The sequence below is a fragment of the Dyella humicola genome, assembly GCF_026283945.1.
GTDB lineage: Bacteria > Pseudomonadota > Gammaproteobacteria > Xanthomonadales > Rhodanobacteraceae > Dyella > Dyella humicola.
In genome coordinates this window covers 1,737,469-1,751,541 of the sequence record NZ_JAPDPC010000001.1, presented here as the reverse complement: position 1 = coordinate 1,751,541, position 14,073 = coordinate 1,737,469, and the positions used below count along the sequence as shown (strand labels likewise).

Below are 14,073 nucleotides of genomic sequence, written 5' to 3'. Positions count from 1 at the left end.
CTCAAACGCGGCGGAACGCCAACGTGCCGTTGGTACCACCGAAGCCAAACGAGTTGGAGATGGCTACGTCGAACTTCTTCTCGCGTGCTACGTGGGGCACGAAATCGAGATCGCAGCCTTCGCCCGGCTCGTCCAGGTTGATGGTCGGCGGCAGCACCTGATCGCGCAACGCCAGGATGGTGAAGATCGCCTCCACGCCACCGGCCGCACCGAGCAAATGACCGGTGACCGACTTGGTCGAGCTCATGGCCAGCTTGTAGGCGTGGTCACCGAAGACCTTCTTCGCCGCCATCACCTCACCCAGATCGCCCAGCGGCGTCGAAGTGCCGTGCGCATTGATGTACTGCACATCGGTCGGGTTCAGGCCAGCGTCCTTGAGTGCGCTGTCCATGCAGCGTGCCGCGCCTTCGCCACCTTCGCTCGGCGCGGTGATGTGGTACGCATCGCCGCTCATGCCGAAACCCACCAGCTCGGCATAGATCTTCGCGCCGCGAGCCTTGGCGTGTTCGTATTCCTCCAACACCAGCACGCCGGCGCCATCGGACAATACGAAACCGTCACGATCCTTGTCCCACGGACGACTGGCCTTGGTCGGCTCGTCGTTGCGGGTGGACATGGCCTTGGCCGAGCAGAAGCCCGCCATTGCCGTACCCGTCGTGGCGAATTCGGCACCGCCGGCGATCATCACGTCGGCATCGCCGTACTGGATCATGCGCGCGGCGAGACCGATGTTATGCGTGCCCGTCGTGCAGGCGGTGACGCACGCGATGTTCGGGCCCTTCAGGCCAAACATGATCGAGAGATGACCCGAGACCATGTTGATGATCGAGCTGGGCACGAAGAACGGCGACACGCGACGCGGGCCCTTCTCATGCAGCTCGATCGATGTGTCTTCGATGGTGTTCAGTCCGCCGATACCAGCGCCCACCGCCACGCCGATGCGCGGTGCGTTCGCTTCCGTCACTTCCAGTCCGGAATCGCGCAGTGCCTGCGTACCGGCCGCGACGCCGTAATGGATGAACGGATCCATCTTCTTGACGTCTTTGGCCGCCATCCACTGGGAAGGATCGAAACCACGAACCTGCCCGGCAATGCGCGTGGCATAGGCGGTGGCATCGAAATGGGTAACCTGACCGATACCGCTGACGCCCTTGAGAATCTGCTCCCAGGCGATGGCGACTTCGTTACCGACCGGCGAAATGATCCCCATGCCGGTTACTACCACACGTCGTTTACTCATGCTGATCTTCCTTCGTGGTTCCGTGACACTGCCGCGCTCGGCAGTGTTTCCGCGCTATCGCGGCCACGGCATCCGTACCGTACGGCACGCATCCGCGCACCATACGGGATCGGACGTTGCAAAATGCAGAAACGAAAACTGCGCCAATGTGGCGCAGCTTCCGGTATCGCTAGTGGGCGGACGCATAGTGCGAACGCGCCAGCCGTCACCGAGCGATCACTCCTTGGTGTGGGCCTTGATGTAGTCAACAGCCTGCTGCACCGTGGTGATCTTCTCGGCTTCCTCGTCCGGGATTTCGGTCTCGAACTCTTCTTCGAGGGCCATGACCAGCTCGACGGTGTCCAGCGAATCAGCGCCCAGATCGTCCACGAACGAAGCGTTCGCCGTGACTTCATCCTCCTTCACGCCCAGCTGCTCGATGACGATTTTCTTGACGCGCTCTTCGATGGTGCTCATGTTGCCAATACCTCCCAAGGAGTAGTTACTTATCAACGCCGACCCATGGGCCGACTATGGCCGGCGGATTGTAGTGGCTAAGCACAGGGGCCGCCACGATCCGCAAGCAATGGTTGGACGCAGGCCACGGGACCGGCGCGAAAGGGTAATTGTCGCCTAAAACGAAGCCGCTGGCGACAACCCCCTGTTAAACCGGCCCGTGCCGGCGCTCCGAACGGTGCTCCAGCCGAGGCTGGACGACCCTGTCCGGCCGTTTCAAACGTTAGATTTCAGTGATGCCGGCACACGGCCACCGACCGCGAAGCGGCCTTAGCCGTCTTGTCGAACGGGTCTTACGGCATGTACATGCCGCCATTGACGTGCAAGGTTTCACCGGTGATGTACGCAGCCGCCGGTGACGCCAGGAAGGCCACCGCCTTGGCGATATCACTGGACTCGCCCAGACGCCCCAGCGCGATCTGTCCCAGCAGTGCCTGCTTGGACTCCTCCGGCAGCGCACGCGTCATATCGGTATCGATGAAGCCGGGTGCCACGACGTTGACCGTAATGCCGCGCGAGCCGATCTCGCGCGCCAGTGACTTGGAGAAAGCGATGATGCCGGCCTTCGCCGCGGCATAGTTCGATTGACCGGGATTGCCGGTCAGACCAATCACCGAGGCGATGGAAATGATGCGGCCCTTGCGCGCCTTCATCATGCCGCGCATCACCGCCTTGGACGTGCGATACACCGACGTCAGGTTGGTATCGAGGATGGCCTGCCAGTCCTCGTCGCGCATGCGCATCAACAGCTGATCGCGCGTAATGCCAGCGTTGTTGACCAGGATCGATACCGGGCCGAATTCCTTGCTGATGCCGTCGATCAAGGCCTCGACCGACGGACCGTCGGTCACGTTGAGCATGCGACCATGGCCGCCGTGCGCTGCCAGCCGTTCGCCGATCGCTGCTGCACCGCTCTCGCTGGTCGCGGTGCCGATCACGGTGGAGCCAAGCGTCGCCAGTTCATCGGCAATCGCTGCGCCGATACCGCGGCTCGCGCCAGTGACGAGGGCGATTTCACCTTGCAGGGTCTTGCTCATCTGTCAGTTCCTTTTGGATGGCCGAACGCACATGCGTCGAAGCGAGTGCGGCCGCATCAATCATGCGAGACACGGCGTGCCTCGCCCACGTGAGTTACTGCGATCGACTCAAGCCCACTCGGTACGGGTGGCTTCGATCTCGGCCGGCGTGCCAATGGCGCGCGCTTCCACGCTCTTGTCGATGCGCTTGATCAAGCCGGCCAGTACCTTGCCGGGACCGGCTTCGGCGATGCGTGTTGCACCGCCCTCCACCAGGGCCTGCACGCATTCGGTCCAGCGCACGGGCAGATAGAGCTGACGTTGCAGCGCGCCTCGGATCTCCTCCACCGTGGCGTAGCCGCGTGCTTCGGCATTCTGCACCACCGGAATCGCCGGCAACTGCCAGTTCAAGGTTGCCATACGCTCACCAAGGCGGTCGGCCGCATCACGCATCAACGCGCAATGGGACGGTACCGACACCGCCAGCCTGATCGCCTTCTTCACGCCCAGCTCGGCCAGCTTTGCCAGCGCACGATCCACCGCCTCGGCGTTGCCGGCGATGACCAGCTGCCCCGGCGAATTGAAGTTGGCCGGCGACACCACCTGCCCCTGCGCCACTTCCTCGCACACAGCGGCAATCTGCGCATCGTCACCACCAAGGATTGCCGCCATCGCACCCACGCCCGGCGGCACGGCCGCCTGCATCAGGCGACCACGCTCGGCCACCAGCGCCGCCGCGTCGTGCAACGACAAAGCACCGGCACAGACCAGCGCGCTGTATTCACCAAGGCTATGGCCCGACAACTGCGCCGGCTGCACCCCGCCCAGCTTCTGCCACACCCGCCACACGGCCACGCTGGCGGCCAAAAGGGCCGGCTGCGTGTTCTCAGTGCGGTTGAGATCGTTTTCCGGACCCTGCTGGCTGAGCGCCCACAGGTCGACACCGGCGCCCTGCGAGGCTTCGTCGAAAGTGGCCTTCACTTCCGGATGGGCAGCTGCCAGTTCGGCCAGCATGCCGACGGATTGCGAACCCTGGCCAGGGAAAACGAAAGCGAGCGTAGCGGAGGTTTGAGTCATGGATCGACGGATGTCTGGCAACGAAAAACGGAATGGTGCCAGTAATGGCGGACATACGCAGCTGTATCGGGGGATACGGGCGCGCAGAACACCCTCGCCGCCACCCCTCACCGGGACGACTAACGCTCCAAAAAAGGAAATGCCGCCCACAAGGACGGCACTGCGTCGAAACAAAAAGCCCAGCGGATCAGTAGCGCAACAACGCCGACGCCCAGGTGAAACCGCCGCCAAATGCCTCCAGCAGCAGCGTCTGCCCCCGCTGCACCTTGCCTGACCGCACGGCGAAGTCGAGTGCCAGTGGCACCGAGCCGGACGAGGTGTTGGCATGCTTGTCGACCGTCACCACCACCTGCTCCATCGGCATATTCAGACGCTTGGCCGTGGCCTCGATGATGCGCAGATTGGCCTGGTGCGGAATCAGCCAGTCGATCTGCGAGGCTTCCATACCGGCCGCCTGCAGGGTTTCATCGACCAGCGCATCGAGCGTCTTCACCGCGACCTTGAACACTTCGCGGCCTGCCATAGTGATGCGCACGCCGTGGTTCGGCTCGTCCTTGAAGCCCACGGAAACACCGACCGGGTTGTACAACAGATGCTTGAAGCCGCCATCGGCATGCAGGCAGGTGGCATAGATGCCCGGCTCTTCGGACGCCTCGAGCACCACGGCGCCAGCGCCATCGCCGAACAGCACGCAGCTTTCGCGCTCGGTCCAGTCGACCATGCGCGTCAGCGTCTCCGCGCCGATCACCAACACCTTTTTTGACTGGCCGCTACGGATGAACTTGTCGGCCACGCCGAGTGCGTAGACGAAACCCGAGCAAGCGGCATTGAGGTCGAACGCGGCGCAACCATTGGCACCCAAACGATGCTGCACCAGGCAGGCGGTGGACGGGAAAATGATATCGGGCGTGGTCGTGCCCAGCACGATCAGGTCCAGTTCGGACGCCTTCACGCCTGCGGCTTCGAGCGCGCGCTGGGCGGCCAGGGTGGCCAGGTCGCCGGTGGTTTCGCCGTCAGCGGCGATGTGTCGCTGCTGGATGCCGGTGCGGGTGCGAATCCATTCGTCACTGGTCTCGACGATCTTTTCGAGATCGGCGTTGGTTACCACGCGGTCGGGCAGCGCACTGCCGGTGCCAGTGATGCGGGCGTAGATCTGGGACATTAACCTTCCAGGTGCGGAGTCGGCCCAAGCGGGCCGCCAGCTCGCGCTTGCGCGCAGGCACCCGCCCCCAAACCGCCAAACTTACGTGGGTGATCGCTTAAACGCAAAGCGGCGCGTCACCGCGCCGCCCTGCGTAACCGTATCCCTTGCGGGAGACGATCAATCTTCTTCGGTCACCGAGGTGTTGGTGTCGATGACTTTCTTGCCGCGGTAGTAGCCGTCCTTGGTGACGTGGTGGCGCAGATGCACTTCACCACTGGTCGGATCGGTGGCCAGCTGCACGGTTTTCAGCGCGTCGTGTGAACGGCGCATGCCGCGGGTGGACGGGGTCTTGCGGCTCTTGGCAACGGCCATGGCGAGTCTCCAGCTAAATCAACGTTTCTTGAGTTCGCGCAAAACCGCGAACGGGTTATCGGAACGCCCTTCACCGGAGGATTCTCCCTCTGGCTCGTGGCCTGTTACTGCTTCGGGCAGCGTGCTGTCCGGATTTACCGGGATCAGCGGCAGTGCCAACAACAATTCGTCTTCGATCACATCCGCCAGGTTCAGCTTGCCGTCGTCGGCCACGAGCAAGGGCTCGCAACCGGGCGGCAAAGCCGATTCCTCGCGCTCGGTACGGATCAGGCCGAGGCGGCTGTCTACCGGCACCGGCAGCACGAAAGGCTCCAAGGTGCGCTGGCAGGTCAGCGTGAGAGGGGCTTGAACGCGGACATCGAGGTACGCCGTACCAAACTCGTCCCGCCCAAAATCCAGCTCGTATTGCAGTGTTCCTTCCGTACCGGCCAAGACCTCGCCCAACCGCTTGAAGGCGGCTACGGGTAGTTCTCCCTGGAAGGAACGCCGCGCCGAGACCATGCGCCAAGCGTCCACGGACTCTGGCAGTGTCACGGACATAGACATGAAATTCTAGGATTACAACCAGTTGAAGTCAACGGGCAAGGCACCTCAAAACGCCCTATCGCGGCCATTTTGCCTGAACGCGGCTGGTACGGCAGACTTCAACCACTTCTTCAAGCGAGCCGACCGTCCCCGTGAATGACTATCTGACGCTCGGCCTGGCCGCCCTGGTGGCTTTCGCGGCGGCCGCCATCGGCCTCGCCCTATTCTACCGGTACCGCACGGACCGGCGCAGCAGCAGCCTGCACCGGCTGTTGGAGCTGGCCGACCGGCTGGAGGTGGATCTCAAGACTTGCCGTACCGGCTTGCAGCAAGCCCACGCGGTGATGTCGCTCAATCCCGACCAGCCGGCCAATGGTGAGCAGGAGGCGCGACAGGCAATCGACGCTGGCCTGCGCTCGCTTCTGCAGCAGCGCATCTGGATTCGCGACCAGGCACCCCGCGCCAGCCAGCGACAGCTGGACCAGGCCGTCACCTCCATGAACCAGACGCGCGAACGCGTGCGGCCCCTGGTCGAGGCGCTGGATCGCGCCCAGCACGACCTGGACAGCGCCATGCGCGAACACATCCGCCGAGAGCACGACGCTTGAGCCCGCCGCGCCTGGTGCTGGGCTCGACCTCGCGTTATCGCGCCGAACTGCTACGGCGGATTTATGCGGATTTCGACCAGCGTGCGCCTGGAACGGACGAACGTCCGCTGCCGGGGGAATCGCCGCGTGAGCGCGCCCTGCGCCTCGCCGTCGCCAAGGCCCGCGCAGCGGCCGTGGAGCTGGATGATGCCCTGGTGATTGGCTCGGATCAGGTCGCCGAATGCGATGGCCTGGTTTTGGACAAGCCAGGCACGCTGGAACGTGCCCGTCAGCAGCTCGCTGCCTGCTCCGGTCGCGAGGTGCATTTCCACACCGCCCTGTGCCTGCACGACACCCGCAGCGGACAGGATCGCATCCACGTCGACCATACTCGCGTTTGTTTTCGCAGCCTCGATGCGGGAGAAATCGCGCGCTATGTCGAACGCGAGCAGCCGCTCGACTGCGCCGGCAGCTTCAAATGCGAGGGCCTGGGCATCAGCCTGTTCGAACGAATCGACAACCAAGACCCCAGCGCCTTGATCGGCCTGCCCTTGATTGCACTGGCGCGCTTGCTGCGTGAGGCGGGCATGGCCCTGCCCTGAGCAACCGCTCTGCCGCTCAACGCTCCGCCTTGTGCGCGAACTGCCAGATCGAACATTGATCATCACTGTGGGCAACCACCGGCAATGCTGTCGGCACGCGGCCGACATAGAAAGCGATACGCCGGCGCCCATCGAAAAGATCCAGCCGTCGCAAGGGTTGCGGCTCGTCGATGCGGCCACACAGCGTGCGCAGCCATGGCGGTCGTTCGTGCACCCGCAAGGCAGCCTCGTCCACCGCCAGCAGCATCGGATCGCCACCGCGCATGGCGCGTAGCGCATTTTCATCGCGCTGCCAGATCGCCAGTTGCGGTGCTCGGCCATGCTTCACATTGAGCGGGCTATCGAGCGAATAGACCGGCACACGGCCGCCAAGCTGGAAGTCGATCTCGGCCGCCAGCATGAAATTGTCAGCCACCAGCACGGCCGGATGCTGTGACAACAAATCGCGTACCGCGTCGCCACTCTCGCGCCAGCCCAAGAAGCCCGAAGGAAATGCTTTGGTTCCCGACCACGCCCGTGCGCCCTCCGGGCTAGCCGCCATGCCCAGATAAAGCAGTCCACCGAGCTGACCGAGTACGGCCAACGCAAAGGTGGCAACCAGCCATGCGCGCCGTCGCCCGAGCGCCTCATGGCGAAGAAGAATCGGTAACACTGCCAGCAGTGGCAGATATCCCGGCAAAGGCCAATGCGCGCGGAAACGCAGGTCATCCGCGAACAGCCCAAGCACGAAGTAGAGGACGATGAAGCTCAACGACACCGTGGCAATGACATCCCACGGCGCGCCCTCCTCCCGGCTACGCTTCCAGCACTGCCACGCCGCCCACAGCAACAGCGCATAGAGCAGCGGCGTGCAGGCGATGGCCTGCTCCAACGGCTGCACCAGGGCATCGGCATGAAACGTCCACGGATGGCGCTGCACCAATTGGAAGGCCAAACCGGCACCACGTTGTTGCCAGTTGGATACGAGCAAGGGAATCAGACCCAGCGCGGCCACGCCCATCGCCAGCCAGAAACCGCCGCGACGCCACTGCCGGCGACCGCGCGGGGTCAGCACGCAGAGCAGCAGACCGGCCAGCATGGGCATGGCCGCCCGGTAATGGGTCAGCCAACCAACGGCCAACGCGACACCGAGCAACCACCAATCAAGCAGACGATTGCCGTCCATCGCACGGACCAGCGCGACCAGCGCCAGCATGATGGCCACCGTCAGCGGCACATCAGGTAGCGCCAGGACGCCCAGGGAGCCAGCCAATGGCAGGCTCAGACACAGCAACCCGGCCTGCCAGCCGGCGCGCTCGTCGAATAGCCGCATGGCAAAAGCGCGCACCAGCCACGGCAGGGCACTGCCGATCAGCAGGAACGGCCAGCGCATGCCAAGCAGGCCATGCCCAGCCACCGATTCACCCAGCCGGATCAACCAGGCCGTGAGGGGTGGCAGATCGCTATAGCCCCAGGCGAGATGACGGCTTTCCTGCCAATAGAACGCTTCGTCACCAAATGGCGACAGGGTGGCGGCAAGCATGAGCTTGATGAGGAATAGCGCCATAAAGCCTATGACGAAAGCGCCTCGCCAGCGCGCGAGGTCGACGGCTACACTGCTTGCGTCACGCATAGGCCTCGCCCTGCGCCATTCTTTTTAGCTGCCGGAAACCCATGTCCGCCATCACTCCCTTGCACGATGAAACATTGCGTACGCGCCTGGACGCGGCAATGGCCCAGGTCAATCGCGTGTTGCTGGGCAAGCCGCGCCAGGTCAAGCTCGCCTTTACTTGCCTGATCGCAGGTGGCCACCTGCTGCTGGAAGACGTACCCGGCGTAGGCAAGACCACCTTGGCCCACGCACTGGCAGCCAGCTTTGCGCTCGATTTCCAACGCGTGCAGTTCACCAGCGACCTGCTCCCCTCGGACATTATCGGGGTCAGCGTATACGAGCGCGAGACCGGCCATTTCCGTTTTCACCCGGGACCGATCTTTACCGGTCTGTTGCTGGCCGATGAAATCAATCGCGCCACCCCCAAGACGCAGAGCGCCCTGCTGGAAGCGATGGCCGAAGGCCAGGTCACCGTAGACGGCCAAACCCATGCGCTGCCGCAGCCGTTCTTTGTGGTGGCCACGCAAAATCCTATGGACCTGGCGGGCACCTTCCCCCTGCCCGACTCGCAACTCGATCGCTTCATGCTGCGGGTGTCGCTGGATTATCCCGACGCCGCGGCCGAACGCGCCCTGTTGACCGGCAGCGATCGCCGCGACCTGCTGGCCCAGCTCTCGCCCCAGCTCGATGGTGAAGGCCTCGCCGAGCTGTCGCGTCGCGCCCGTGCGGTCACCGCAAGCAGCGCGCTGCTGGACTACCTGCAGGCCTTGCTGGCGGCAAGCCGCCGGCACACGGACATCCGCGTGGGTCTCTCGCCTCGTGCGGGCCTGGCCCTGCTCAGCGCCGCGCGGACGTGGGCCATGCTTAGCGATCGCATGCATGTATTGCCCGAGGACGTACAAGCACTATTCGTACCCCTGGCTGCACATCGCATGGTCGCCGCGCGCGGTGCCAGCGGCGATCACCTGGCTCGCGATCTGCTCGCCAACGTCGCGGTGGGCTAATGCTGGCAGCACTTCGTCGCTTTCAGGCAGGGGCGGAGCGACGACTACCCGCGCTTACCCGCTACAAGCGACCTGAAAACCTCCCGATCGCCTTGCATCGTCGGCGTATCTACATCGTGCCCACGGCCTTCGGCGCGGGTTTCACAGCGTTGCTTTTCATCATGCTTATCGGCGCGCTCAACTACGCCAACAATGCCGCGCTATTGCTTACGTGCCTGCTGGGTGCCGCCAGCTCGGCCAGCATGCTGATTGCCTTTCGAAGCCTCAACGGATTGCGCCTTATCAGCATCCAGCAGGGACACGCCATCGCTGGCGAGGCGCTCGCGCTGCAACTCGTCTTCGAGGGAGGCGAACGCGCACACGCTTCGGTACACGCGGATCTGGACGGCCATACGGAAGCATTCTCGCTGGCCCCTCGCGAACAAACTCTGGTAGCGCTGCACGTGCCCACCTTGCAACGCGGCTGGCAGCCCTTGCCGCGCATCAAGCTGTGGAGCAACTGGCCACTTGGCTTGTTCCACGCCTGGAGCTGGATTCACCCGGACCAGGCCGTGCTCGTGTGGCCGCAACCGGAAACCGGCGGCCCACCACCGGTACTGCCAGGCGAGGACGGGCAACGCCAACGCCTGCACCATGGTGAAGACGTCGCTGCGTTGCGCGACTACCGCGCCGGTGACCCACAACGGCATATTGCGTGGAAGGTCAGTGCCCGACACTCGAATCTGCTGGTGAAGGATTTCGAGCAACCCGAATCACGGCAGGAATGGCGGCTGGATTGGCGTCACCTTCCGCAGCTCTCTCCTGAGGCGCGTATCTCACGACTCGCCCGTTGGCTCGGTGAAGCAGACGCACTCGGACGTACTAGCAGTCTGTGGCTGCCCGACGAGGAGATTCCCTTGGGCCACGGCCACAATCACTACGCGCGCTGCATGAACGCACTGGCGCGCATGCCGTGATCACGTTCTCGCTGTTTCATCGCAAACCACGGCCGCCGCTTGGCGCGCGCGCCTTCGACCTGCTTTGCCTTACCGTCCTCGTCGTGCTGACTGCGCACACGCCGCATTTGCCGGTGTGGTTCAGCGGGGCTCTCGTCCTCGTGCTTGGGCTGCGCTGGTGGCAGCGCCGCAAGCTTGGTGGCCGCGCGCCGCTGTACCTCAAGCTGCCCTTGATTGCGCTGCTGTCCGCAGCCGTGATCTTTCACTACGGCACCCTGTTCGGACGCGAGCCCGGCGCGGCGCTGGCCGTGGGCCTGCTGGTGCTCAAGTTGCTGGAAACAGAGGCGACTCGCGACGCGCGCGTCGGCGCGGCGTTCGCCTGCTTTGCCCTGATGACCGCCCTGCTGTTCGATCAAGGCATGCTGGCAACCCTGTTGGTTGCGCTGGGTCTGTTGCCAGCCCTGGCCACGCTGCGCGCCCTCGAACCCGCCCATGGAACGGCCTCTCTGCCGCGCGAGCTACTGCCGGCGCTAGGTTTACTGGGCGTATCGCTGCCGCTTGCGCTGCTCGCCTTCCTCCTGCTGCCCCGACTCAGCTCGCCACTATGGGGCGCGCCGAATCCGCCACAGGCGCGGACCGGGCTCAGCGACGACATGGCGCCTGGCGACTCTTTCGATCTGCTGACCGACGATCGACCGGCCATGCGTGTCAGTTTCAGCGGGGCACCACCGGCGACCAGCCGGCGCTATTTCCGCGCCTATGTCATGTCGAGCTTTGACGGGCGCCGATGGAGCCAGCTCGCGGGGCTCGACCCGCAGGCCCCCGCGATCGAACACGCCGAAACCATTGACTACACCATCAGCCTTGAGGCCAGCGGACAGCGCGTCTTGCCCGCTCTGGATGTTCCGATCGAGGCACCGGCGCATGCCCTGTTCGGTCCCGATCGAGAATTGCTGGCCGACCGGCCGATCAACGATTCGCTCACCTACTCGGTACGCTCCGCACTCAATTATCGGCTTCAACCACAACTCAGCGAAGCCGGGCGTCGTCTCGGTTTACAACTGCCCAGGGATTTCAATCCACAGGCACTTGCCCTGGCTGCCCGCTGGCGTGCGCGGTACGGCGCCAATGACGCGGCGGTGATCAAGGCCGCGTTGAATCTGTTCCACGACGGCGGCTTCAGTTACACGCTTTCCCCTGCGCCGCTCGGCCGTAATTCGGTCGACGACTTCCTGTTCGCCACGCATGAAGGCTTCTGCCAGCACTACGCGTCGGCTTTCACGGTGTTGATGCGTGCAGCTGGCATTCCAGCACGCGTAGTCACCGGCTATCAGGGAGGCTATTGGAACGCGCTGGGCAACTATCTGCTGGTGCGCCAATCGGATGCCCATGCCTGGAGCGAAGTGTGGCTACCGGAGCGCGGCTGGACGCGTGTGGACCCCACCGCCGCCGTGCGTCCCGAACGCGTAAGCCTGGGTGCGGCCGGCGCGTCAGGCGCCGCATCTGCGTGGTCGCCCAACGGCTGGTGGCTTGATCTGCGCAATCGCTGGGACATCGTCAACCGCTGGTGGAACCAGGGCGTTATCGGCTTTGACGCGCTGAGGCAACACGGACTGCTGACCCCTTTCGGTTTACGCGACACCGACCCAGGTACGCTGGGCCTGTTGCTTGCCATCGTCGGCACGTTGTTCGCAGCCATAGGGCTGGTGTGGGCACTGTGGACGCGCCCACCGGCCGATCCGCTGCGTGCGGCGATGCAGTCGCTGGAACGGAGGCTGGCCGCCGTCGATGTTGCGCGTCGCCACAGTGAAGGACCACAGCATTTTTTCAGTCGCGCTGCGCGGGCCCTGCCTGCCCAACGCGTGGAACTGGGCCGACTGATGAGGACGTATCTCGAACTGCGCTACGCCTACGACGAACCACCTGCGATCCTGGTAAAGAACTTTCGACGGGCCGTGCAGGACTTTCGACCGCGTCGCATGGTCAAATGATATTGAGCCGTGGATGCCTCGCGTCCACTACACGATGGAGATAGCGTCATGTCCATGTTCAAGCCGTTGATCCTCGCGACCGCAGTAGCGACATTGGCCGCCTGCGCAACGGTGCCGCAACCGCTGCAAGGCACGTACACCGACGTATCCTCGGTGTCTGTCCAGCAGGGCGCTGCTGCCGGCGCCCAGGTGCGCTGGGGTGGCCAGATCATCAAGACCGAACCGGGCCCGCAAGAAACCTGCTTCTACGTGCTCTCACGCCCCCTGGATAGCCAAGCGCGTCCGCACGATTCCGAGAGCAACAGCGAAACCCAGGGTCGCTTTGTGGCCTGCCGCGCCGGCTTCTACGATCCCGAAGTGTTTGCCCAGGGCCGCGATATCACCGTCACCGGCACCTTGCACGGCACCGTGTCGGAGAAAGTGGGCGAATACGGCTACCCCTATCCGCGGGTCGAAGCCAACGTGGTTTATCTGTGGCCCAAGCGCGTGGTCTATCCGTATGGGGGCTACTACGACCCGTTCTGGGGTCCGGGCTGGGGTCCTTACTGGGGCCCATACTGGGGTGGCCCATGGGGCTGGGGCGGGTACGGCTGGGGCGGGTACTACCCAACTCGCGTCATCGTCGTGCCGCGCCGTGTGCCGCCGGCGCACGGCTGATCTGCAGCCACGAAAACGCCGGCCATGTGCCGGCGTTTTCGTAAGCGAGATCAGTGACGCGGATTCAGCCAGGCGGCCAGTGCATCGGACGCCCGCCCAGCAGATGCACGTGCAAATGGAAGACGGTCTGCCCGCCGTGCTCATTGCAATTGACGACGGTGCGGTAGCCCTTTTCCGCCAAGCCTTCGCTTCGGGCATAACGGGCTGCGGCCAATAACAGTTTGCCTAGCAGTTCAGCGTCCTCCGGCGTCGCCGCGTCGAGCGTGGCGATCGCCTTCTTCGGCACAAACAACACGTGCACCGGTGCCTGCGGATTAAGGTCACGGAACGCGAGTACGTCATCGTCCTCGTAGACGATATCGGCGGGTATCTCGCGCCGGATGATCTTGCCGAAAATGGTGTCGCCCACAGCAGACTCCTTCCGTTTACAGACGCAGCAGCATACCGTGCGCCACCGGCGCCACGAGTTTGAAACCGAATGGCTCGTAAAGCCTGGACGCCGTGCCATCGGCGATCAGCCCGACCATGGCGCGAGCCGGCGCGCGTGCATGCACCTGATCCATCAAGGCCTGCATGATGCGCCGGCCCCAGCCCTGGCCCTGCCAAGCCGGCGCCACGGCGATGTCGACCACGAACAGGAATAGCCCGCCGTCGCCGACGACGCGGCCCATGCCGATGAGCTCGCCTTGGTGACGTACACACACCGAGCACCAGCTCGCCGGCAGCCCCACGGCAGCCGCTTCAGGTGTCATCGCGCTCAAGCCCGCAGCGCTACGCAAGGCGCGGTATTCGTCGGCGCCAGGAATCTCAAGCGAGAGCTGCGGTGCCGATGTCATG

The 14,073-nt window shown here is 64.1% G+C and carries 16 protein-coding genes; 6 read left to right on the top strand and 10 right to left on the bottom strand.

What is annotated here, in order from left to right; genetic code table 11:
* Nucleotide 1: 1 nt before the first annotated feature.
* The 7 genes from fabF to OUZ30_RS07765 all read right to left on the bottom strand — a co-directional run bounded on the left by fabF (nt 2) and on the right by OUZ30_RS07765 (nt 5,845).
* Nucleotides 2–1,240, bottom strand: a complete 1,239-nt coding sequence (gene fabF / locus OUZ30_RS07795; RefSeq protein WP_266181666.1) for a beta-ketoacyl-ACP synthase II — start codon at nt 1,238–1,240, stop codon at nt 2–4.
* A 216-nt stretch (nt 1,241–1,456) separates the two neighbouring features.
* Nucleotides 1,457–1,696 carry an acyl carrier protein gene (gene acpP, locus OUZ30_RS07790; protein ID WP_114823364.1) on the bottom strand — a complete coding sequence of 80 codons (240 nt, stop codon included), beginning with the start codon at nt 1,694–1,696 and terminating at the stop codon, nt 1,457–1,459.
* Between the two features lie 332 nt (nt 1,697–2,028).
* Complete coding sequence (gene fabG, locus OUZ30_RS07785) at nt 2,029–2,772, bottom strand: 3-oxoacyl-ACP reductase FabG (protein WP_266181665.1); 744 nt, start codon at nt 2,770–2,772, stop codon at nt 2,029–2,031.
* A gap of 108 nt (nt 2,773–2,880) precedes the next feature.
* The gene (gene fabD, locus OUZ30_RS07780; RefSeq protein WP_266181664.1) at nt 2,881–3,828 is read right to left on the bottom strand and encodes an ACP S-malonyltransferase; all 948 of its coding nucleotides are present in this window, start codon (nt 3,826–3,828) and stop codon (nt 2,881–2,883) included.
* A 187-nt stretch (nt 3,829–4,015) separates the two neighbouring features.
* Complete coding sequence (locus OUZ30_RS07775; protein WP_266181663.1) at nt 4,016–4,990, bottom strand: beta-ketoacyl-ACP synthase III; 975 nt, start codon at nt 4,988–4,990, stop codon at nt 4,016–4,018.
* A gap of 159 nt (nt 4,991–5,149) precedes the next feature.
* Nucleotides 5,150–5,344 carry a 50S ribosomal protein L32 gene (gene rpmF, locus OUZ30_RS07770; protein WP_266151239.1) on the bottom strand — a complete coding sequence of 65 codons (195 nt, stop codon included), beginning with the start codon at nt 5,342–5,344 and terminating at the stop codon, nt 5,150–5,152.
* An 18-nt stretch (nt 5,345–5,362) separates the two neighbouring features.
* A complete protein-coding gene (locus OUZ30_RS07765) occupies nt 5,363–5,845 on the bottom strand; it encodes a YceD family protein (protein ID WP_425601509.1) in 483 nt (160 codons plus the stop codon).
* Nucleotides 5,846–6,021: 176 nt separating this feature from the next.
* On the opposite strand from OUZ30_RS07765, the gene OUZ30_RS07760 reads away from it, so the two are divergent.
* Together OUZ30_RS07760 and OUZ30_RS07755 are read left to right on the top strand one after the other, a co-directional pair.
* Nucleotides 6,022–6,477 (top strand): hypothetical protein, encoded by a 456-nt coding sequence (locus tag OUZ30_RS07760; RefSeq protein ID WP_266181661.1) that lies wholly within the window; start codon nt 6,022–6,024, stop codon nt 6,475–6,477.
* A complete protein-coding gene (locus OUZ30_RS07755; protein ID WP_266181660.1) occupies nt 6,474–7,058 on the top strand; it encodes a Maf family protein in 585 nt (194 codons plus the stop codon). Before OUZ30_RS07760 ends, OUZ30_RS07755 begins: the two co-directional genes overlap by 4 nt.
* Nucleotides 7,059–7,074: 16 nt before the next feature.
* On the opposite strand, the gene OUZ30_RS07750 is transcribed toward OUZ30_RS07755, so the two are convergent.
* Complete coding sequence (locus tag OUZ30_RS07750; protein WP_266181659.1) at nt 7,075–8,670, bottom strand: ArnT family glycosyltransferase; 1,596 nt, start codon at nt 8,668–8,670, stop codon at nt 7,075–7,077.
* A 41-nt stretch (nt 8,671–8,711) separates the two neighbouring features.
* Between OUZ30_RS07750 and OUZ30_RS07745 the strand changes: the two genes are divergently transcribed.
* From OUZ30_RS07745 to OUZ30_RS07730, 4 genes are read left to right on the top strand one after another with little or no spacing between them, the layout of a single operon-like run.
* Nucleotides 8,712–9,653 carry an AAA family ATPase gene (locus tag OUZ30_RS07745; protein WP_266181658.1) on the top strand — a complete coding sequence of 314 codons (942 nt, stop codon included), beginning with the start codon at nt 8,712–8,714 and terminating at the stop codon, nt 9,651–9,653.
* Nucleotides 9,653–10,609: a DUF58 domain-containing protein gene (locus OUZ30_RS07740; RefSeq protein ID WP_266181657.1), complete on the top strand. Its 957-nt coding sequence runs from the start codon at nt 9,653–9,655 to the stop codon at nt 10,607–10,609. Before OUZ30_RS07745 ends, OUZ30_RS07740 begins: the two co-directional genes overlap by 1 nt.
* Nucleotides 10,606–12,579 carry a transglutaminase TgpA family protein gene (locus OUZ30_RS07735; RefSeq protein WP_345781042.1) on the top strand — a complete coding sequence of 658 codons (1,974 nt, stop codon included), beginning with the start codon at nt 10,606–10,608 and terminating at the stop codon, nt 12,577–12,579. The genes OUZ30_RS07740 and OUZ30_RS07735 overlap by 4 nt, the downstream gene beginning before the upstream one ends.
* Nucleotides 12,580–12,627: 48 nt before the next feature.
* A complete protein-coding gene (locus OUZ30_RS07730) occupies nt 12,628–13,236 on the top strand; it encodes a Slp family lipoprotein (RefSeq protein ID WP_266181656.1) in 609 nt (202 codons plus the stop codon).
* 64 nt (nt 13,237–13,300) lie between these two features.
* On the opposite strand, the gene OUZ30_RS07725 is transcribed toward OUZ30_RS07730, so the two are convergent.
* The gene (locus OUZ30_RS07725; RefSeq protein WP_266181655.1) at nt 13,301–13,645 is read right to left on the bottom strand and encodes a histidine triad nucleotide-binding protein; all 345 of its coding nucleotides are present in this window, start codon (nt 13,643–13,645) and stop codon (nt 13,301–13,303) included.
* A gap of 16 nt (nt 13,646–13,661) precedes the next feature.
* A complete protein-coding gene (locus OUZ30_RS07720; RefSeq protein ID WP_266181654.1) occupies nt 13,662–14,072 on the bottom strand; it encodes a GNAT family N-acetyltransferase in 411 nt (136 codons plus the stop codon).
* Between the last annotated feature and the right edge of the window lies 1 nt (nt 14,073).

What these genes read in the sequence shown, in the direction of transcription:
- OUZ30_RS07775 (WP_266181663.1), bottom strand. Translation starts at nt 4,990, where the DNA reads ATGTCCCAGATCTACGCCCGCATCACTGGCACCGGCAGTGCGCTGCCC.
- fabG (WP_266181665.1), bottom strand. Translation starts at nt 2,772, where the DNA reads ATGAGCAAGACCCTGCAAGGTGAAATCGCCCTCGTCACTGGCGCGAGC.
- acpP (WP_114823364.1), bottom strand. Translation starts at nt 1,696, where the DNA reads ATGAGCACCATCGAAGAGCGCGTCAAGAAAATCGTCATCGAGCAGCTG.
- OUZ30_RS07750 (WP_266181659.1), bottom strand. Translation starts at nt 8,670, where the DNA reads ATGCGTGACGCAAGCAGTGTAGCCGTCGACCTCGCGCGCTGGCGAGGC.
- rpmF (WP_266151239.1), bottom strand. Translation starts at nt 5,344, where the DNA reads ATGGCCGTTGCCAAGAGCCGCAAGACCCCGTCCACCCGCGGCATGCGC.
- OUZ30_RS07745 (WP_266181658.1), top strand. Translation starts at nt 8,712, where the DNA reads ATGTCCGCCATCACTCCCTTGCACGATGAAACATTGCGTACGCGCCTG.
- fabD (WP_266181664.1), bottom strand. Translation starts at nt 3,828, where the DNA reads ATGACTCAAACCTCCGCTACGCTCGCTTTCGTTTTCCCTGGCCAGGGT.
- OUZ30_RS07765 (WP_425601509.1), bottom strand. Translation starts at nt 5,845, where the DNA reads ATGGTCTCGGCGCGGCGTTCCTTCCAGGGAGAACTACCCGTAGCCGCC.
- OUZ30_RS07720 (WP_266181654.1), bottom strand. Translation starts at nt 14,072, where the DNA reads ATGACATCGGCACCGCAGCTCTCGCTTGAGATTCCTGGCGCCGACGAA.
- OUZ30_RS07730 (WP_266181656.1), top strand. Translation starts at nt 12,628, where the DNA reads ATGTCCATGTTCAAGCCGTTGATCCTCGCGACCGCAGTAGCGACATTG.
- OUZ30_RS07740 (WP_266181657.1), top strand. Translation starts at nt 9,653, where the DNA reads ATGCTGGCAGCACTTCGTCGCTTTCAGGCAGGGGCGGAGCGACGACTA.
- fabF (WP_266181666.1), bottom strand. Translation starts at nt 1,240, where the DNA reads ATGAGTAAACGACGTGTGGTAGTAACCGGCATGGGGATCATTTCGCCG.